The organism is Methylobacterium sp. J-088, from assembly GCF_022829295.1.
GTDB lineage: Bacteria > Pseudomonadota > Alphaproteobacteria > Rhizobiales > Beijerinckiaceae > Methylobacterium.
Genome location: NZ_JAKSYH010000264.1, coordinates 1 through 19,787, shown reverse-complemented (window position 1 = coordinate 19,787; position 19,787 = coordinate 1). Strand labels below are relative to the sequence as shown.

13 protein-coding genes and 3 pseudogenes are annotated in these 19,787 nt (G+C 65.9%); 9 read left to right on the top strand and 7 right to left on the bottom strand.

Translation table 11 applies throughout. The annotated features are described in order from the left end of the window. The 5 genes from MKK63_RS29590 to MKK63_RS29570 form a co-directional block, all read right to left on the bottom strand. The coding region (locus MKK63_RS29590) for a putative bifunctional diguanylate cyclase/phosphodiesterase (protein WP_244007874.1) at positions 1-920 on the bottom strand (920 nt) is incomplete at its 3' end. A 250-nt stretch (positions 921-1,170) separates the two neighbouring features. After that, a complete protein-coding gene (locus MKK63_RS29585) occupies positions 1,171-2,607 on the bottom strand; it encodes a glycosyltransferase family 2 protein (RefSeq protein WP_244007872.1) in 1,437 nt (478 codons plus the stop codon). Continuing rightward, on the bottom strand, positions 2,607-3,707 hold the full coding sequence (locus tag MKK63_RS29580; RefSeq protein WP_244007870.1) for a HEAT repeat domain-containing protein: 1,101 nt from the start codon (positions 3,705-3,707) through the stop codon (positions 2,607-2,609). The genes MKK63_RS29585 and MKK63_RS29580 overlap by 1 nt, the downstream gene beginning before the upstream one ends. A 76-nt stretch (positions 3,708-3,783) precedes the next feature. Then, on the bottom strand, positions 3,784-5,988 hold the full coding sequence (locus MKK63_RS29575) for a tetratricopeptide repeat protein (RefSeq protein WP_244007868.1): 2,205 nt from the start codon (positions 5,986-5,988) through the stop codon (positions 3,784-3,786). A 253-nt stretch (positions 5,989-6,241) separates the two neighbouring features. Continuing rightward, complete coding sequence (locus MKK63_RS29570; RefSeq protein ID WP_244007866.1) at positions 6,242-7,954, bottom strand: hypothetical protein; 1,713 nt, start codon at positions 7,952-7,954, stop codon at positions 6,242-6,244. Between the two features lie 224 nt (positions 7,955-8,178). On the opposite strand from MKK63_RS29570, the gene MKK63_RS29565 reads away from it, so the two are divergent. Together MKK63_RS29565 and MKK63_RS29560 are read left to right on the top strand one after the other, a co-directional pair. After that, positions 8,179-10,095: a polysaccharide deacetylase family protein gene (locus MKK63_RS29565; protein WP_244007864.1), complete on the top strand. Its 1,917-nt coding sequence runs from the start codon at positions 8,179-8,181 to the stop codon at positions 10,093-10,095. Positions 10,096-10,732: 637 nt separating this feature from the next. Next, a pseudogene (locus tag MKK63_RS29560) lies at positions 10,733-11,683 on the top strand (IS630 family transposase). On the opposite strand, the gene MKK63_RS32085 reads toward MKK63_RS29560, so the two are convergent. Further along, the gene (locus tag MKK63_RS32085) at positions 11,676-13,616 is read right to left on the bottom strand and encodes an ATP-binding protein (RefSeq protein ID WP_313901806.1); all 1,941 of its coding nucleotides are present in this window, start codon (positions 13,614-13,616) and stop codon (positions 11,676-11,678) included. The pseudogene MKK63_RS29560 and the gene MKK63_RS32085 sit on opposite strands and share 8 nt — an antisense overlap. 103 nt (positions 13,617-13,719) lie before the next feature. On the opposite strand from MKK63_RS32085, the pseudogene MKK63_RS32320 reads away from it, so the two are divergent. From MKK63_RS32320 to MKK63_RS29530, 5 genes and pseudogenes are all read left to right on the top strand, one after another. Then, positions 13,720-14,044 (top strand): annotated as a pseudogene (locus MKK63_RS32320) (transposase); the annotation flags it as partial. 157 nt (positions 14,045-14,201) lie between these two features. After that, positions 14,202-14,411 (top strand): annotated as a pseudogene (locus MKK63_RS29545) (methyl-accepting chemotaxis protein); the annotation flags it as partial. Positions 14,412-14,931: 520 nt separating this feature from the next. Beyond that, positions 14,932-15,495, top strand: coding sequence for a recombinase family protein (locus MKK63_RS29540; protein WP_244007862.1), 564 nt, complete (start codon positions 14,932-14,934; stop codon positions 15,493-15,495). A gap of 6 nt (positions 15,496-15,501) precedes the next feature. After that, positions 15,502-16,761, top strand: coding sequence for an ImmA/IrrE family metallo-endopeptidase (locus tag MKK63_RS29535; RefSeq protein WP_244007860.1), 1,260 nt, complete (start codon positions 15,502-15,504; stop codon positions 16,759-16,761). Then, positions 16,762-17,244, top strand: a complete 483-nt coding sequence (locus MKK63_RS29530; RefSeq protein ID WP_244007858.1) for a DUF4411 family protein — start codon at positions 16,762-16,764, stop codon at positions 17,242-17,244. Positions 17,245-17,347: 103 nt separating this feature from the next. Here the strand turns inward: MKK63_RS29530 and MKK63_RS29525 are convergent, their stop codons facing one another. Then, the gene (locus MKK63_RS29525; RefSeq protein ID WP_279574943.1) at positions 17,348-17,761 is read right to left on the bottom strand and encodes a response regulator; all 414 of its coding nucleotides are present in this window, start codon (positions 17,759-17,761) and stop codon (positions 17,348-17,350) included. Between the two features lie 367 nt (positions 17,762-18,128). On the opposite strand from MKK63_RS29525, the gene MKK63_RS29520 reads away from it, so the two are divergent. Continuing rightward, positions 18,129-19,331, top strand: coding sequence for a sensor histidine kinase (locus MKK63_RS29520; protein WP_244007854.1), 1,203 nt, complete (start codon positions 18,129-18,131; stop codon positions 19,329-19,331). A gap of 87 nt (positions 19,332-19,418) precedes the next feature. Further along, positions 19,419-19,787, top strand: a 369-nt coding sequence (locus MKK63_RS29515) for a transposase (RefSeq protein WP_244005806.1), incomplete at its 3' end; no start/stop codon positions are given.

The following is a 19,787-nucleotide window of genomic DNA, read 5'->3' as shown; positions in this document are numbered from 1 at the left end:
TCTGGCCCTGTGAGATCAGCACGTCCGCCTGACGTAGCTTCGCGACGATCTCCTCGGGCTTCGGGTATTTTGCCATCTCGTCCGTCCTCCAGGCTCAAAAGCCATACCAAAGGGCGGACCACTTCAATGGGGGCTGACCAGTCGCGGCAGGCCGTGCGCAGCACCCATTCGCCCAATTGGACGATCTGGCCCGTCTCCTCGGCGAGGGCGATGAAATCGGCGGGCGAGACGAGGCCCTTGTGGGGGTGGCGCCAGCGGACCAAGGCCTCGGCGCCTTTGGGACGTCCACTCGAAGCGTCCACGAGGGGCTGATAATGAACCTCGAACTCGCCGCGGGTCAGCGCCCCACGCAAGTCGATCTCGAGGCTGCGCCGCGCTTCCGCCGCTGCATCCATGAGGGGTTCGTAGAACCGCCGCGTGTTGCGGCCATCGGTCTTGGCGCGGCTCAGGGCAAGGGCCGCCCGCTTCATGATCATCTGGCTGTCGCGCCCGTCCGTGGGCGCTATGACGATCCCGATGCTGAGCTCGATCTCGATGAGCTCGCCCGCGATTCGGACAGGAACGGTCAACGCTTCGATCAGCCGCTGAGCCAGGGCCGCCGAACTCGCGGGCTGGCTGGCGGCGCTGATCTGAAGCACCGCGAACTCGTCCCCGCCGATGCGTCCGACGACGTCCTCCGCGCGCAGCGCCCCCCGCAAACGGTCGGCCACCTCGACCAGCACGGCATCGCCGACCCGATGGCCGAAAGTTTCGTTGATGACCGCGAGGCGGTCGAGATCGAGGTAGAGCAACGCGAAGGGAAGGCCGTCGCGCGCGACGCGATCGAGGCGATCGGTCAGGCAGTCATGAAACCGTTCCCGGTTCATCAGGCCCGTCAGCGCGTCGTCAGAAGGCTTATGGTCGGGTGAGCGTTGAGGCATCTGATCCCAACCCAAATCTCTGCGAAACAGCGTGGCAAACCACGCTCACTCTAGATATTTTAACTTAAACTAAAATGAACGGGCCGCTCGATGTTGCATTCGTATCAATTTCGAAGGTGGCTTTGGTGATTCCACGCTCGCTTGAACCTAGAGCGATCGCAGGTGACCCATAGGATTGAGAATGCGATTTAAGGCCGTTCCGGTTTCACAATGGCCGTAAGGTCAACGACATGACCCTCGATGTCCGGCGTCACGTGCTGCGGAACCCGACTCGATTCATCTTCCCCCAACCCTGGGCGCCGCGCAGGAATTGCCACATGCCGCGCAGGCGCCACAGATTGGAGATCTGGCGATAACCGAAGTTCTCGAGGATCGCGATCATCGTGAGCAGAAAAAGATCCATGGCGCGCGGCACCCGCTGGAGTTCGATCTCCTCGAGGATGAGCGATGCGACGCTTACGAAGATCCCGAACATGAAGGTGAGGGCGAGGAAGGCGAGGAGGTAATCCATCGAGAGAAGGCCAAGCAGCCACAGCATCGGCACGAGGAGATAGCCGAGCACCTCGATCGGCGGTCCGAGGACGTCGACGACGAGGACGTGGCCGAAGCCGAGAAGACCGATGCGCCCGTAGCGGGGGCGGAAGAGCATGTCGCGATGGCGGAAGAAGGTCTCCAGTGCCCCGCGCTGCCAGCGGCTCCGTTGGCGCCCGAGCACCCGCCAGGATTCCGGCGCCTCCGTCCAGCAGACGGGTTCGGGGACGAAGACGATCCGATAGTCCTGCCGACGGTCGCGCAGGCTGCGGTGGAGCTTGACCACGAGTTCCATGTCCTCGCCGACCGTCCGGTGGCTGTAGCCACCGACCTCAATCGCAGCCTGCCGCTTGAAGAGACCGAAGGCACCCGAGATGATTGTCAGAGTCTGCAGTCGGCTCCAGGCCAGACGGGCCATCAGGAAGGCGCGCAGGTACTCGATGGTCTGGAACAGGGCGAGGAGATTGCGCGGCAGTCCGAGAGACAACACCCGGCCCCTCTCAATCCGGCAGCCGTTGGCGATGCGGATCGTACCGCCGACCGCCACCGTGCGCACCGGATCGTCGATGAAGGGTTGTACCGCCCGCAGGAGCGCGTCGCTCTCCAGGATGGAGTCCGCGTCCACGGCGCAGAAGATCGGACACCGGGACAGGTTGATCCCGGCGTTCAGCGCGTCGGACTTGCCCCCGTTGCCCTTGTCGACCACGAGCAGACGCGGATGCTGGGGGGAGGCGTAGAGGCCGCGGACGGGCTCGTGCCGGACGACCTCGGTGTAGTGCCGCACGATCGGCTCGAGGCCGAACCCGTCGATCATCGCCCGGAGGGTTCCGTCTTTCGAGCCGTCGTTGACGGCGATGATCTCGAAATCGGGGTAATTTAGCGCCAGCATCGAGTGGAGGGAATCGACGATCGAGATCTCCTCGTTGAAGGCCGGAACCAGCAGCGAGATCGGCGGGCTGATGTCGGCGTACCGCCGCCACAGCAGGCTCGCGCGTTTTTCGGGTCGCTGGGTGACCAGCTCCTGCAGAGCGAGGGCGAGCTGGGCGATATAGAGCGCGTTCTGGAGGAGGCCGGTGCCGATGACGACCCAGAGCACGACCTCCAGGGTCGACGAGACGATCGCGCCCGTGTCGAGGTCGAAGCTGGCCAAATCCATCACGCGCTCCTCTTGACGGCGTCGACCTCGGCGAGGACGTGCCGGGCGGTGTCGCCCAGGGCGGTCGGCCCGGCGAGCGCCACGATCTCCTGCAGGGCGGCGATCCCGTGTTCGCCAAGCTTGGCCAGGGCCTCGCCGGCGCGGTGGCGCACCCACCAGTTCTCGTCGAGCAGGAGGTCGCAGAGCTGCGGGCCGAGATTGAGCAGGTTGAGGCGCCCGACAGCCTCCGCGGCCTTGCAGCGGACCTCCCAGCGCTCGTCGGACAGGTAGCGCGCGATCGTGCTGTAGCCCTCGGGGTGCCCGAGGCTGCCGAGGTTGCGGGCAACCGCGACGCGCAGGTCCGTGAATGCCGAGTTCTGAAGGGACAGGATCAGGTCGAGAATGCCGTCGATCCCAGTCTGCGTCAGGGCGTCGAGCCCGGCGGTGCGGATGCGGATGCTGCGGGCCTCGTCCTTCACGAGGGCGAGCAGGGCCTCGGGCCGGTGCTGCGCGAACTGGGCGAGGACGCGTTCGACGCGCCGCGAGCTGTTCAAGCGGGCGAGCCGGTCGATCAGCGCCTCATCGAAGGCGAGGTCGCTGCCCAGGGCCAACAGCGCCGTCGCGGCAGTGAAGCTGACGTCGTCGTTCGGGTCGTTGATGGCTTTAACCAAGGCTTGAACGGTTGCCTCCGACGGGAACCAAGCCAGACCTTCGGAGGCGGCGAGACGGTTGCGGACATCTCCCGACGCCAGATCGCGCCGGAGGCGAACGCCGATGCCCGCGGTCTCCGCAAGGGCCGCCAGGCGCTGCTGCCCCTCGCCCCGCACCGTCTCGAACACCTCGATGAGGAGATTCATCGCGAGCGTCTGGTCCTGTGACAGGGCCTCGATGATCGTTCGGCCCTGGCCGGGATCCGCCGTCTCGAGCCATTCGAGCATCGTGACGAGGAGTGTGTCCCGCCGCTGCCCCTCGTCGCGCTGAAGACGGACGCTCCGGTTGCGTGCGATGATGAGAAGCGCCATCGTCGCCACCGAGAGGGCCGCCAGTCCGACCGAGATCTCCCAGATGAGCGTCAGGAACACGGCGCGGAACCAGCGGGAGCGGCCCGGCGACCCTGGCACCGATACCTTGCGCCTTCGTAAGAAGCCGCCGGCTGCCGGATCGCCTTGTCGATGTCGGAGGAGAGGGAGCGGGTCATCAGAAGCGCGTCGTCAGGCCGACACTCACGCTGGTGCGGTCGTATGATTTGACCCGGTCCTCGTGGGCCGCCGAGAGCTTCACGCTGAGCGCGTCGTTCAAGGCGTAGATGGCGCCGCCGAAGAGAGCCAGGGTCGGAATCACACGACCGTCGGAGGTATCCGGCGCGTCGGCCCAGCCAATGAACAGGGTCAGGCGATCGGTGGGCGTACCGTCGATCCGCACGGAATACCCGCCGAACTTGTCGAGCCGGTCGCGCACAAAGGCGAACCCATCAGGCGCCCGGCTTGTGATCCGGGAATCGGCGAGCGTGCCGATGAGCTTGCCGGAAACCCATAGACGACCGTCCAGGAAATACTGCTGGACTCCCGGGCTCGCTGTCTCGATCTCGGTCGCGCTGTACAGGGCGTAGCCGGAATCCAGGGTCAGCAGGGTCGCGCCGAAGGGGCCACTGCCATCGGACACGCGATAGGTCCCGCCGGTCTCGGCGAAGACGATCGGCCGGTAGACGGCGTCCGGCGACCCGCCGAGGCGCAGATAGCTCGTCCAGGCCTCGGACCAGCGATGATCGATGCGGGCGTCGATCAGCGCGTTGATGACCTTGAACCGGTTCGTCACCTCGACTCCGCCGGTGATCACCGTGCGGTCGCTAATGGCGTAGCCGAGGCGGACGCTGCCCTCCTGCCAATCGCTGCCCTTCCGGGTCAGGCTGCTCAGGCCGCCATCGAGATCGAGCCGCCAGCGCGGACGGATCGGTTGGGCGATGCGCGCCTCGATCTCGGCCGAGGCCCGATCGACCGCCGCGGCGTCGCGATAGACCGTCCGTGCCGCCTCGTCCTGCAGCGTCCCCCGGAGCGAGTCGCCGAGCCCCAGGAGGATGTCGGTATCCTCGGGCAGACGCGTGCGGAGCTGGCGGAACGTTGTCTCGGCCTCGGCAGCCTCGCCGCGCGCGAGAAGGATGCGGGCCGAGAGCGCCTGCGCCTCCGTATTCTTGGGCTGGTGGGTTAGCACCAGGGCGATCCGTGGCTCGGCGTCATCGAGCTTGGCCTCGTAGAGATCGACCCGGGCTAGACCCAGGGCCGCATCGTCGGATCGCGGGTCGATGAGGGCCGCGGCCTCGAAATCGCGACGGGCATCGGCGAAGCGGTCCTTGCCCTGGAAGGCCGCCATCGAACCCGCCGAGACGAGGAGGTCGGCATCCCGGGAATGGGCCTGCAGCAGGGTCCGGTAGATCGCCTCGGCCGCCATGAACTTGCCCGCCTTGCGCAGGGCCTTGGCCTGCTCGGCGCTGCGCTGTTCGGCGGCCAGGGCCTGGGCCTTGGCCAGGGCGATCCGTCGGGCTTCACGATCCAGCCGGGCCTTCTCGGCCGCCTGTTCGAGGTCGGCGGCGGCCCGGGCGATCTGGGTCCGCAGGGCCAGGGCCTCGCGGTTCCTGGGCTCCCGGGCGATCAAGATGCCAAGTTCGCGCGCCGCTTCGGCCACCCGCTTCTCATAGAGGGCAATGCGCGCGAGGCCGAGCCGGGCATCGCCGTAAGCCGGCGCCCGGGCGAGGGCGCGGGTGAAGGCCGCCCGCGCTTCGGCGAAGCGCTGCCGTGGGATAAGGGCGAGACCCAGTTCGACCTGCGCGTCGACGTCCTGGGGGGCCAGGGTGACTGCCTTGGTTAGCAGCGTGGCCGCCTGATCGAAGTGGCCGGCCCTGCGGGCGGCCTTGCCCGCGCTGAACAGGCGCTGCGCGTCCGTGAGCACGGGGCTGGGTACTGGGACGGAGCCGTGTGCTGTCTCCCTGGATGACCGGAGTTCTGGACTCGCCTGCACAGCGGAGGGCCTGCGCGCGGCCTCGAGCTGAGCTTCGAGACCCTTCGCCTCGGGATCGTCGGGCGACCGCTGCTTCAGCGTGGCGAGTTCACGGGCGGCGCCGTCGAGGTCCTTGGTGGCGAGGGCGACCCGGATCAGGCCGGCCCGGGCGTCATCGTAATCCGGCGTGGCGGACAGGATTGTCCGGAACGCTTTAGCAGCCTCGTCGAAGCGCCCCTTCGCGAACAGGGAGAGACCGAGTTGAAGTCGGATGTCGCCATCCCAGGGCCGGAGCGCACTGGCCCGATCCAGGGCAGCGATCGCCTCGTCCATGCGTCCGCTTTGCCGGGCGGCCTGGCCCTCGCGCAGGAGGCGCTCTGCGGTGGGTTCGTCCGCGGTCTGCGCGCGCACGGGCGGGCTTGCCAGCACTCCGGGGAGGCATGCCATCGCCACGAGGGCGAGGGGTCGCATCGCTTCGAGGCGAGGAAGCAAGGACTGTCGGCCCAAGGGAGACTCTCGCGGGCACCTGGGCTGCCACCGGCTTCGGCTGGTGGGGGCGTTCGGCGGCTTCAGGAGGAGATCGATACTGTTTTATGTTGGTCCAACCTTAGTTAATCCGCCGTGAAAGGCGCAGACCCCGATCCGCGCCGACGCCGGATCGCCGTCAGTCGATGAGACCGTGCAGGGCGATCCCCGAGAAGCTCGGCCAAGCCGAAAATCGGGCCGAGACCTGGGTAAGCGCCTCCTCGAGGCGGCGCTGGTCAGCGAGGAAGCTGACGCGCGAGCCGGGGAAGATGGTCTCTCGTTGCAGGCTGTAGAGCCGGTCAGAGGCAGGCAGGGCAATCGGTCGCGCCAGAAGGAGCGCGACGCCGCCGCCGCCGGGCTCAGTCACGAGCAGGAGGTCCCCCGATTCCGCGCGGCGATAGGTTCGTGTGGTCTCGTCGCCCACCGGTCCGGCTTCCAGGGCCACGTGCAGGGGCCGTCCTGCGGTGGTACTCCAGGCCAGCATCGGCTCGGCGGCGGCGAGGATTTCCGACGGTGTCGTCCGATAGGCCATCACCGTGACCCGTTCCGCGACCCGGCGCACCATCGGCAGGACGAGGTCGGACGCGCCGTGGCGCGGCAGCCAGAACGGCAGGACGAGGTCGAGGGCGAGCGGCGGAGCGGCGGCCGACAGGCCATCGAGGGTCGCGGCCCAGCCCCGCAGGATGTGGTCGGGGTCGGTTCGAAAGCCCGGCAGGAGATAGGGCTCGATATCGTATTGCACGCCCGCCAGCTGCCTGTCGCCGGCGCTCCGACGCTGATAGGCAGCGAGGGCCCCGAGACGGCGGATGGCCTCCGCCCGGCCTTCTTCCAGGGCCATGCCGGGATCGCCCTCGACGACCGCGACAGCGATGCCCGACGCCCCCGCGAGCCGGACGAAATCCGAGAAGCGCGCTTCCTCCCTGATGGTGCCGTCCTCGATCTCGACGGAGACGAACAGGCGGCGCGTCTCCAGGGCTAAGGCCTCGGCGACGAGCCGCTCGGGCGTCTCCCGCCAGCGCTGCGACCGCCACGCCCAGGCCGAGCGCGCCGCCTGTGCCGGCATCCGGGGCGAGGGCTGCGGAGCGAGTCGCAGATCGTGGAGGGTCAGGCTGCCGGCACCGGCGGGGCAGCTCAGGACGAAGCGCGGTGCCTCCCACGCGGCGGCCGACCGCGAAGGCGCCTGATCGAGGATCCCATCCGACGGAACGGGGATGCTCTGCTCGTCCGAATCCACGCTTGCATGGGCCGCCGAGAAACCGGGATCCCCCGTGACATGCCAGCGTAGGACGAGGGCGGCCCCGTCGGGAAGTCGCGCCCGGCCGGGATCGAGGACGAGGCCGGCGGCCCTAGCGCCGGGCCTGCACTGCATCGTGATCTCCGAGTCCGTGCGGACGAAGACGGCCCGCTCCTCGATTCCGAAGACCCGGGCGGACAGGCCCGGGATCAGCGACTGCTCGAGGGGAAGGGGACCTGGGCGTTCGGGTAGCCCCGGCTTCTCCGCGAAGCTGGCGGCCGTCGGCGCGAAGTCCGCATCCTGGCCGGTCCCGGACAGAACGAGGCTGTCGGGACCCGGAGGGGTCGCCGCCGCGAGCGCGAAGGCCCAGCGAACGCTGCTCGGCGGAACCGGCAGGCCGAGGCTCCGGCATTCTTCTCCAGGGGGCACCTCCCGCGGCGCGTGGGTGATGGTCAGCCGACCGTTCCGGTCGCTGCAGAGCATCGCCCGATAGATCGGCCGGGTTGGGTCGGCGGCCGCGCCCCCCGCCTGCTGGCCCAATACGAAGCCCCATGGTTGAAGGACCGGAACGATCAGCCAGGTGATCACGCTGGCAGCGCGTTTCACCCCATGATTCATCGCTGCCATCCACCCCGAAGCCCGGATCGGTCCCGCGCTCTGCCAAGCATGGACCGGCGGACCTTGGCGTCGGATTAACCGCACTGCTCGATCCAGCCGGATGATACCCTCCGTCGGCGGGATGGCCAGGCGGCCGGACGCGACGGGCAGGTTCCGGGGCCATGCTTAACCCCATATTGATCCGACAAGACTAGGTTGTCCCTTGGACGGGATGACGGCGGGCCATGAGCGACCAAGCTTCGGACCAGGTGGGCGGCCTCTGGCGCAGGGTCGGGATGGGGCTTCTCATCCTCGTCTTCCTCGTGCCCGTCGCGCTCGGCGTGCTGCAGTACCGGTCGCGGATCTTCATCTTCTCCGGCCTTGCGGGGCCATCCGAGACCACGGTGGTCGCCCCGCCGAGCCCCGCGGACTGGCGGACCTACCATCGCGGAGAGACCGCGCGCCTCGCCGTCCTGCTGACCGACGAGACATCGGCCTGGCTCGGGCTGGCGCATGGCCTCAAGAGCCTCGGCATCCCCTTCACGCTGACGCGGGACGTCTCGGAAGCACTGCGGCACAAGGTGGTGCTGGTCTACCCGTTCGTGTCCGGGCTGGTTCTCAAGCCTGACGAATTGAGGGCCCTTGCCGCCCACCCTGCGGCGGGGGGCACGCTCGTGGCCGCCAACGTCCTGGGCGGCGGCCTCAAGGAAATCTTCGGCTTCGGCGACGTGCTCCCGTCGCGCAAGCGGTTTGCGATGAGCTTCTCAGATCAGACCCAGGCCTGGCTCGGATTCGACGAGCCCGAGGAGAAGGTCATCCGCTTCGGCGACGCGACGCGGAACGTCGAGGCGCAACTCGGCACCCACGGCTACACCCGGGCCTCTGACGCGCTCGCCTCCTTCGACGATGGTACGGCGGCGATCACCCGGCGACGCTTTGCAGGCGGCGGAAGCGCCTATGCGCTCGGCTTCGATCCGGGCTTCCTTCTGCTCATCGGCCAGAATGCCCGCGGCTCAGATATCGAGCGTGACTACATCAACGCCTACGCGCCGCAGAATGACCTTGTGCTGCGGTTGCTTCGGCAGGTCTGGCGGGAGGGCGAGCCGCTGGCCGTGAGCTTCGGGCGGGTGCCGGACGGTAAGGCCCTGGCCGTGATGATGACCTTCGACGTCGATTTTACCCGCTCCCTGCCCAACGCCGTGACCTACGCAGAGGTGCTCCGGGACGCGGGCGTGCGCGGCACCTTCTTCATCCAGACCAAGTATCTGCGTGACTACAACGACGAGATCATCCTGAGCGACGAGTCGGCTGCCTATCTCAAGCGATTGACCGCGCTCGGGATGGAACTCGGCAGCCATACCGTCGCGCATTCCAATGCCTTCCGGAACTTCCCGATGGGCACCGGCGCGGAGCGATATCCCGGCTACCAACCCATCGTCGTCAGCCGGGACGAAGCGCGCGATGGGACCGTTCTCGGTGAATTGCGGGTCAGCAAGTTCCTGATCGAATCCCTCGCCAAACCGGTGCGGGTGACGAGCTTCCGCCCCGGCCATCTCTCCAATCCGCCGGTCCTCCCCCAGGCCCTCGAAGCCACCGGCTTCCGCTTCAGCTCCTCGGTGACGGCGGGCAACGCGCTCTCGCACTTGCCAATCCGCCTCACCTATGACCGCGGTGCCGAGGCCGAGACCGGGATCTTCGAGTTCCCGCTCGCGGTAGAGGACGAGCGCGCGCCGCTGATGGGCCTGCGTCTCCAACAATCGCTGGACGTCGCGCGCAAGATCTCCCGTGACGGCGGTATCTATCCCGTGCTCGTCCATCCCAACATTCTCGGGCACAAGCTCGACTTCGTCCGCGGGTTCACGAAGGCGCTCCAGGGCAGCGCCTGGTTCGGAAGCGTGGAGGATTTCGGCTCCTGGTGGGCGGCTCGCGACGGCGTCGATCTGGATGTCTCGCGTGATGGCGACACCGTGACGGTGCGACTGGCGACGCGAAGCGCGGTGCATGACCTCACAATTGAGATCCCGTCGCACTGGTCCCTTCAGAAGCCGAACGTCGCCGGCCTTGAACTCAAGGAGCGTCCAGGCGCGGTCACGATCGGGACCCTGCAGGGCAATGCCACATTCAGCTTCCGTCCGTCACTTCGCGCCAAAGCGAGCCTGTGAGCGTCAGTCGAGCGGAAAAGGATTATAGTCCTCTTCACGGATTGGCCGTGCACTCCCGGCGACGAGGCGAAGGCTGAGCGCCTTATGAATACGCTCAAGGTCGAGTGCCTATGCTCGATGTCGTCGAAGCGCTACGGCGGCTAACCGTTAAGATGCTACGTTTCATTGACGCAACCGTCGGGAGGCGGACGAACCGGGGGCCTGCTCAACGGCGTCCGTCTCGCACGTTCGGGCCTGGCTCGCGCGACGGTCGCGTGAAACGGCGGAAGACGTATAGGCACGAAGCGGCCGGCTCTGGAACGGTGCGCGGGCGAAATCGCCCCCTCCCGCGGCTATACGTCAAGCCGCTCGCAGAACACCGATGATAGCCATGGCCCGCACCTTGACAGATTGGACGCTGTCGCGGGCGTCCGAGTAGTCGCTGCCGTTCTCGCATGCGCGCTCCAGTTCCGAGCACAGCTGGGCCAGGGCCGTAAATCACAGCAGGCCGGACATCCCGACCAGCGCGTGGGCCGATCGCGCAACGTCCTCATGGCTCAGCACCGTTCCAGGGGGGCTGAAGCGGGTTTTTAGAGCTGGTCCCGGGCTGATTAAACGGGTTAGCGGGTGGCGCGTTGACGGATGAAGGAGCATTCCAATGCCTTCACCGCAGTTCGTCGACTTACGCGAGCGTGTCGTGGCTGCCGTGGCGGCGGGTGCATCGTGCCACCGAGCCGCGGCTCGCTTTGGGATCAGCGTGTCGAGCGCCAGCCGCTGGTTGCAGCGCTTCCGCCACGAGGGCCAACTCGCCTCCAAGCCGATGGGCGGCGATCACACCTCAAAGCGAATAGAGGCGCATGCCGGGCTGATCCTGGCGACCTCCGACCAGGAGCCACGCCTCTTCCTACGCGAGCTGCGCGACCGGCTGGCTGAGCAGGGCATCCAGACCAGCACGAGCGGCCTGTCGCGCTTCTTTGCCTGCCAAGGGATCAGCTGGAAAAAGGGGCGACGTACGCAATTGAGCAGGAGCGTGCGGACGTGAGGGCTGCCCGCGAGGCGTGGTTCGAGCTCGACCCGGATCGGCTGGTGTTCCTGGATGAGACGGCGGCTGCCACCAACATGGCGCGCCGCTACGGTTGGGGCTCCGTGCGGCGAGCGCTGCCGGCTCGCGGCCCCGTTGGGTCACTACAAAACCACCACCGTCACCGCCGCCCTGCGCACCAGCGGAATGTGTGCCTCGGCGCTAATGGACGGTCCTACGAACGGCAGGCGCTTCCGCAGCTACGTCACCGAGACCCTGATCCTGGTGCTGCACCCTGGCGACATCGTCGTCATGGACAACCTGCCAGCCCACAAGGTCGCCGGCGTGCGTGAGGCGATCGAGGCCGCAGGAGCGCGGCCGCACTACCGTCCGTCCTACAGCCCTGATTTCAACCCGATTGAACAGGCCTTCGCAAAGCTGAAGGCGCTGTTGTACAGCGCGGCCGCCCGCATGATCCCGGATCTCTGGGCGGCGATACGCCAGGCCTTCACGCGCTTCACCCCGCAGGAGTGCCGCAACTACCTCGACGCAGCCGGCTACGAGAATGACTTGGCCATCGCTACCTAACCGGGAACGGCTCTAGCTCCTCAGCTAGGTGGGCGAGAAGCCGACGTGTCGCGTCAGGACCAAGGCTGTCCGCCACCTCGGCAAAAGTCGCGCGATCCAAGGCTGTTGAGTTCGACGGCGCCGGGGGGGGCACAGAATCCGGCTTCCGCGCCCAACGCTCGATAGCCGCAAACAGCGGCTGCTGCTTGAACGGCTTGCCGACATGATCGTTCATGCCCGCGGCCCGGAACTCCGATACCTGCTGCGGCAGCACATTGGCCGTGAGGGCGATGATCGGCACCGACGCGTTGGGGTGCTCCAAGGCGCGGATGTGACGCGTGGCCGTCAGCCCGTCCATGATTGGCATCTGCACGTCCATGAGCACCAGATCGTAATCCGTGGCCTGCACGGCCTGAATCGCCTCCGACCCGCTGGAGGCGACATCAACTGCGTGGCCCCCCCGCCGCAGGATGGCGCAAGCCAGCTCCTGATTGAGCGGCACATCTTCGACCAGCAGCAGACGGCAACTCCGACGCTCGCTCCTGTCCAGCACGTGGGCTTGCGGCAGCACCGTCGGTTGCGCGACGCGTAGCGGCACCTCGAACCAGAAGGTGGATCCCCGGCCTTCTTCGCTCTCGACGCCGATCTCGCCCCTCATCAGGTTCACGAGCCGCTTCGAAATCGCCAACCCCAGCCCCGTCCCGCCGAACTCCCGCTGGATGCTGCCGTCCACCTGCGAGAATCGTTCGAACAAGAGGTGACGCTTGGCAGCCGGTATGCCGATGCCGGTGTCTTGAACGGCAAAGCGCAGCCGCACCTCGTCGGACGCCTGCGCCACAGCGGCAACGCTCAGCCTGACGCTGCCAGATGCCGTGAACTTGACGGCGTTGTTGAGAAGGTTGAGCAGAACCTGCCGCAGCCGGTTCTGATCGCCTAGGAATTCGGCCGGTGCCGCTGGATCGACGGTGATGGCCAGAGCGACACCTTTGCGCTCAGCGCTGGCGCGTACGATGGAGGCCGTGTTGTCGATCAGGCCGGCGAGCGGGAACGCATCGGGATGCAGGGCGATCTCCCCGGCCTCGACCTTGGAGAAGTCGAGGATGTCGTTGACGACCGTCAGGAGCGCAGAGCCCGCGCTTTGGATACGCTCGCCATACTGCAGGGCTGTCGGCCCAAGTTCCGGCTGCTCCAGCAGAAGGTCGGCATAGCCGATCACGCCGTTCAACGGCGTCCTGATCTCGTGGCTCATCGCTGCCAGGAACTCGGTTTTGGCCGCGTTGGTGCGCTCCGCGCGCTGTCGGCCGGTCTGCTCGCGCAGGCGCACCAACAGGAACGCGCCGAGCAGCGCGCAGCCCAGTGCCAGGCCGCCCGTCAGGATGGCGACGAGGGTGGCCGTTTCCAGGCTCGCTTTCTCGTCCGCCCAGCGCTGGTCCAACATCAAAGTCGCGCGTGCGCGCAGCGCCCGCACGACAGTTTCGATCTGCTCCATAAACTGCTGGCCAGAATCGTTGCGCACGATCCGCAGCGCCGCTTCCCGATCCTCGGCGGCGAGTGTGACTGTCTTCCCCAACTCGGCCAGTTTGTCGAAGATGACCGCACGCAGATCACGCACGAGCTCACGCATCTCGTGGTCGTGCACCAGATCGGTGAGCCCCTGCAGATTGGCCAAGACGCGAGGCACGCCGGCTTCGTAGGTGACGAGGTAGCGCTTGTGTCCGGTCAGTAGGTAGCCGCGCTGACCTGTCTCGGCCGCACGCACGCTCTCCAAGGTGTCACCGATGAGGTTCAAGACGTTCGACAGGCGGGCAACCTCAGCCCGGATCTCGGCCAGATGGCGGACGTTCAGCCATAGCGTGCCGGCGCTGATGAGGACCAGCATCAGCGCGGCCAGCAGGGCGCTGATCCCGACACCGGCGACGCTGCGGTGGCTCAAAGACCGGACGAGGTGACGCATGAAACTGTCCTCGAATTCCGGTTGGCTGACAGCGGATGCTGAATCAGATACGCGAAGCTGGTTAAGAGCTTCAGACGGACCCGAATTAGCGGATCGCGAGGGCATGGATACTCTTGCGCCAAGCCATCGCTGGGCTGTGGTCGAGCCGCTGCGGCCACCTGAGCCTGGGAAGCCGGAAGATGGGCGGCCGCGCCGCGGATCGTTGGGCGCTGGCGGGTATCTTCGTGGATCTGTGCACGGGATGCCGTGGAAGCACCTGCCGCGTTTCGGAGCGGGCTACAGCGGTAAGACGCGTTGGCAGCGGCTCGGTCCATGGCAGGCGGCTGGGATCTGCGCCGTCCTACACGGTTTGACGCTGAAGCAACTTCGGGACGCCGACTCGCACGACTACAGGCGCAGCTCGCGACAGCGCCAGCCCGCCAGCGAAAACGTATGCCGCTCCATCCGCAAGTGGTTCTGGCTCTGCTCGTAAGCGCGGTTCGCTAAACGTTTCCAATCTTCTGGCAGAGCCGTTCGCCAACACGGGGATCCGCGCGGCCTAAACCTAATGGACGGGTCGGCGTCGAGCGTCATTTTTCCCGGAGGCAGGGTGCGGCGACCCAGGCAATCGTGCGCAACGTCAACCAAGCGGCCACGGGTGCCGGCGCGGTGACCAGCAATATCGCCGGGGTGGCGCAGGCATCAGAAAAGAGGGGCGCGGCCGCCAGCTAAATGCTGTTGGCGGCCTCCGAGCTGTCGCACCAGTCCGAACACCTGATGGGCAAGATCGCGCGTTTTCTCGCCACCGTTCGGGCGGAGCAATACTGTGGGCAGTCGGAATATTTCTGTCATGTATGCCTTTTCGACTGCCCAAGATCCAACCGACACAAGCGGAAAGTGGTCTGCGGTAAGTCAACAGCAAGCGAAGGTGCCGAGCGACTGATGAACGGTCGTTTTGTGGAAGCGTCGAATGCGGTCCAGACGGCTGGTTTGAGTCGTTAGGCGTCTGTCCGCTTCTCAGGCCGGCCCACTCCGAAGCGGTCATTCCGCTTTCGGCCAGACTACGTCACGTCGGAGCGTCATCGCGCGCAAAACTGGACGTTCGGCTTGGCGCCCGTCCCGGCCATTCAGATTGATTCGACGACTTCCCGTAAGCGGACGCTACCGGCTGTGATCGGCCATTCGCATAAGGGCATTTTGCGATTGGCCGCAGTAGCGGGGTGTAGTCGCGCTCCCGCGCGAAAAGGACCGTTTTTGAGCGGTTTTTCAGCCACCCGCTAAACCCTTGCGAAATTTAGGGCTGGATCGCGCGAAAACGTGCGCTTATAATTATCGCATGAAAATCGGCTATGCCCGTGTCTCTACCGACGAGCAGACCCTCGCCTTGCAGCATGACGCGTTGCAGGCGGACGGGTGTGATGTCGTCTATGATGACAAGGGCGTTTCCGGCACCGCCATGAAGCGGCCAGGCCTCGCTGCCGCTCTGGCAGCAGCCAAGTCCGGCGACACGCTGACCGTCTGGCGGATCGACCGCCTCGGCCGCACCACGGCCGGGCTTGCCCTGCTTCTGGACGAGCTGCACGGGCGCGGCGTCGAGTTTCACTCGATCATGGACGGGATGGACACCCGCACGGCCGCAGGCAAGGCGCTCTACGGCATCATGAGCGTACTGGCGCAGCTAGAGCGCGACCTTATCTCCGAACGGACCAAGGCCGGGCTGAAAGCCGCCAAGCGGCGCGGCAAGCGGGCGGGCCGCCCGCCCTCGTTCACACCCGAGAAGCGCGAGCTGGCCGTCCGCCTCATCGAGGACGGCAAGGGCAGGGCGGAAATCGCCCGCATGATCGGCATAGCGCCTGCGACGCTACGCCGACACATTAACGCACCTGGCGCGAGGCTATAGCCAGCCATGGAGAGAGCGGAAAACATCAATCCGGGCATTCTGGCATGGGCGCGTAAGACGGCGGGCCTGTCCCTTGAGGACGCGGCCAGCAAGATCGGCATCCATCCGAGCGCTGCCAGCACCGCCGCTGAAAAGCTGGAAGCCTTGGAGAGCGGTCAGCGGTTTCCGACGCGGAACCAGCTCGCCAAGATCGCGAGCGTCTATCGCCGCCCGGTTGTCACCTTCTACCTCAAGCAGCCCCCGGCCCAAGCCTCGCGCGGCGAGGACTTCCGAACCCTGCCGTTCGAGGTGCTGCCGCGCGAGAGCGCCAAGCTGGACGCCTTGCTCCGGGACATCCGGGCGCGGCAGGAGATGGTCAAAAGTATCCTCGAAGACGAGGACGAGGCGACACCGCTCGACTTCGTTGGCTCCGCCACCGTCCAGCAGGGCGTCCAGGCCGTCATCGACAGCATCGCCGCAAAGCTGGAAATCCGGCTCGATACGCTAAGCCGCCGCAACGGCACCGCCGACGACCTGTTCAAGGACCTCCGCAGCCGGTCAGAACGCATCGGCGTTTTTGTCCTCCTTGTCGGGGACCTTGGATCGCATCACCACACGATCAGCGAGCGCGTGTTCCGGGGCTTTGCCATTGCCGATCGCGTTGCGCCGTTCGTGGTAATCAACGACCAGGACGCCAAGGCCGCGCGCGCTTTCACGCTGCTCCACGAGCTGGCGCATATCTGGCTGGGCCAGACCGGCGTGAGCGGCATGGTCGGAGAAGGCGAGGCCAAGACTCCCCAAGGTGCCATCGAGCAGTTCTGCAACGATGTCGCCGGGCGGTTCCTATTGCCCGACCAAGCCTTCGCCACCGAATTGGACTTCACCCCTGCCGATCTGCCGCGCGCCATGGCCGCCATCGCCAGAATGGCAGAGGCTTGGCGCGTCAGTGAGCCTATGGTTGCGCATCGTATGCGCCGCATGAAATGGATCAGCGGCTCGACCTACAGCGAGCTTGCCAGCCAATACGCCGCCCGCTGGCAGGGCCAGAAGGCGCGCGCTAAGGACGACGCCAAGGAGTCCGAAGGCGGACCTAGCTACTACACCGTCAAGCAGTTCAAGCTAGGTGCCGCGCTTGTCGGCCTGGTGCAGCGGTCCGTGCGCGATAATATCCTGTCGCACACCAAAGCCGCGAAAGTCCTGGGTGTCAGTCCGGGCGTCGTTGAGCCGCTTATCAAACGATACGAATATGCCAAGGGCGCTATGGTGCCCGGCATCGGGAGGGACTGATTGCTCTACCTCCTTGATGCGAACGTGTTGATCCGAGCGGATGAAGATTATTACGGCTTCGACCTTGTACCTCAGTTCTGGGATTGGCTGCTTAGCCAATGCCAGGCGGGGCATGTCAAAATGCCGCTCGAAATCTGGCAGGAAGTCTGCGGCTCGCGGACCCAGCTCGGCAAGTGGATCAACGACAAGGACGTAAAGGCCGCGCTGATCCTGGACGAGGAGGCCGATCCCGCGATCCTCGCCCATGTCCTCGACAACGGCTATGGGCCGAACCTCACGGACACCGAAATCGAGAAGATCGGTCAGGATATGTTTCTGGTCGCCTACGGCCTCGCCGCCGCCGACCGCACCGTTGTAACCAAGGAAATATCGAAGCCATCGAAGCAACGCGGCGGCCGGAAGGTCCCCGATGTCTGCGATACTCTCAAGCAGACTTGGACCAGAGACTTCGAGCTGTATCGCATTCTCGGGTTCAAGGCGTAATTTGCACCGGAAATCTGCACCAAAAAAGCCAAGCGGTTTCAACGTGTGCGGCGCGGTGCAGAAATCTTGAGTTTCGCACCACTCAACGTTGTCCCTCTGACTTTCAGGATTTAAGCGGTTCCGGCTGGATATCGTCGTCTACGATCTTCCGGAGGTGCTCGCGGACAACCTGGGCGCTGAACGGTTTGCTGATGAAGGTTGCGCCTTCGGGGAGGTCCCCCGGCTGTGGCCGCATCTCGCCCGAAGCCACCACAATGGCGATATGCGGCCAGCTCGCCGCAGTCTCACGGGCCAGCGCGAAGCCGTCGCGCCCACCACCCGGCATCTGCACATCCGTGAACAGGACATGCACGCTCGGATGATGCTGCCGGAGCATGTCCAGCGCATGATCGCCGTGATGCGCCTCGACCGGGGTGTAGCCTGCCTCTTCGAGGATATCGGCCGCATCCATGCGGATGAGCGCATCGTCGTCAGCAACGATTGCGAGCGGGCGAGAAAGGCGGGTTGGAGATGTCATTGCCTCTTTATAATGCGCCGCATGCCGCCGTTGTTTCCCGTGCTCACCCGCTCGTGCTGATGTATGTTAAGCCGCTCCTGGTGAATGAATTACAATATGTTTCTGCGCGGGCTTGAACCTTCGACGCTTTCTATCGAATGAAGGCGGCAGGACGTGAAATTCATTGCGGCGTGCTAGCTGTACAGGACTCGATCACCATTTATGAATTAACCCTGCGGGTCATGCCCCGCAGTCAGCGCATTCGCGTTATGGAGTTGCGCGGGCAAGCCGCTGCTCTGGCCATTCAGTTCGGTTACAGCGCAGAAGGTGGTGTGTTATCGACGCGACGAGATTATCCCGGCAGCAGCTTGAGGCCGAGATCAGCCGCTTGCAGGACTTGCTGAGGCAGGCCGGCATCGATCCCCGGATCAATTCCCAGAAGCAGTCAGATCCAGAGGGCGCACCTTCTACAGCACCTGCCATCAGCAGCATCGAAATCACCGCTGCCTGTGTTGCCAAGACTGCGACCAGCATGGCTGCAGGTCGCTCTGGTGCCGCCGATGATGCAGCCGCCGAACTGCGGGCCAACCAGCTGCACCTCAGGACGGTCATCGAGGCCGTCCCCATGGGTATCCTGCTCGCCGAAGCACCCTCCGGCCGCATCATCATGGGCAATGCCCGCACCCAGGAGGTTCTCGGTCATCCGCCGATCTATGCGAGCGGCCTAGGCGGTTACGCCGCCTACACCGGCTTCCATGCGGACGGCCGCCCGGTCGACGCGACGGAATGGCCGCTGGCCCGCATTGCCGGCGGCGCCGTCGATCGTGCCGAGCTGGAGGTCAATTATCTGCGCCCGGACGGATCGCTGACCTGGATCGGCGTGACCGGCGAGGCGATCAAGGGCAACGACGGGACGACGATCGGCGCGGTCGTCGTCTTCCGCAGCATCGACCGCCGCAAAATGGCCGAGGCGACCCAGGACCTCCTCAACCGGGAACTGAGCCATCGGCTTAAGAACACCCTTGCCATGGTGCAATCGATCGCCACGCAGACGTTGCGGAACGCACCCAGCCTTTCGGCGGCCCAGGAAGCCCTCGCGGCCCGCCTCGTGGCGCTCGGCAAAGCGCATGACGTGCTGCTGGCTGGCCATACCGAAAGCGCCAGCGTGTCCGCCGTGGTGCAGGGCGCGCTCGCCTTGCATGAGGATACCGCGACCCGGTTCCAGTTTTCCGGCCCGAGCCTGTTCATCGGGCCGAGCGCAGCCTTGATGCTGGGGCTGATGTTGCACGAGCTGGCGACCAACGCGGCCAAATACGGGGCGCTGTCCGTCGCCACCGGTCATGTCACCGTCGGATGGCGCGTGACAGGCGAGGACGGGGAAGCGCAGTTCTGTCTGGAATGGATCGAGCTGGGCGGGCCGCCCGTCACGCCGCCGGCCCGCAAAGGCTTTGGTTCGCGTCTCATCGAGCGGGGGATCGGCGGCGGCCGGGTCGTCATCGGCTATCCGTCCGAGGGCGTAACCTGCACCCTCAGCGTACCGCTGGCGGGGTTCCAGCTGCCGGAAGAGCAGAGCCTCGACCTAAAGCCTTGAGTTTCGCACCATGAGTCCGCTTGCGACCGAGGCTGTGTCAAAAGTCCCGTCTGAGATAGACTTGGGGCCTGATCTGCGGAGGCCAGCATGGGTCGGTTCGTCGAAGGGCAGGACCGTCGGCAGTCCTGGTTGCTGCCCAGTTCGCTGGACGACTATGTCACCGCGGACAATCCGGTTCGCGTGGTCGAGGTGTTTATCGACGAACTCGATCTGGGCGCCCTCGGCTTCACGCGCTTCGAGCCCGCAGCGACGGGGCGGCCTGCGTATGATCCGGCCACGCTTCTGAAGCTCTACCTCTACGGCTATCTCAACCGGGTGCCGTCGAGCCGTCGGCTCGAGCGGGAGGCACAGCGCAACATCGAGGTGATGTGGCTGACCGGTCGCTTGGCTCCCGATCACAAGACGATCGCCAACTTCAGGCGCGACAACGGGCCTGCGATCCAGGCGGCCTGCCGG

What these genes read in the sequence shown, in the direction of transcription:
- MKK63_RS29585 (WP_244007872.1), bottom strand. Translation starts at nt 2,607, where the DNA reads ATGGATTTGGCCAGCTTCGACCTCGACACGGGCGCGATCGTCTCGTCG.
- MKK63_RS29570 (WP_244007866.1), bottom strand. Translation starts at nt 7,954, where the DNA reads ATGAATCATGGGGTGAAACGCGCTGCCAGCGTGATCACCTGGCTGATC.
- MKK63_RS29565 (WP_244007864.1), top strand. Translation starts at nt 8,179, where the DNA reads ATGAGCGACCAAGCTTCGGACCAGGTGGGCGGCCTCTGGCGCAGGGTC.
- MKK63_RS32085 (WP_313901806.1), bottom strand. Translation starts at nt 13,616, where the DNA reads ATGCGTCACCTCGTCCGGTCTTTGAGCCACCGCAGCGTCGCCGGTGTC.
- MKK63_RS29540 (WP_244007862.1), top strand. Translation starts at nt 14,932, where the DNA reads ATGAAAATCGGCTATGCCCGTGTCTCTACCGACGAGCAGACCCTCGCC.
- MKK63_RS29535 (WP_244007860.1), top strand. Translation starts at nt 15,502, where the DNA reads ATGGAGAGAGCGGAAAACATCAATCCGGGCATTCTGGCATGGGCGCGT.
- MKK63_RS29525 (WP_279574943.1), bottom strand. Translation starts at nt 17,761, where the DNA reads ATGACATCTCCAACCCGCCTTTCTCGCCCGCTCGCAATCGTTGCTGAC.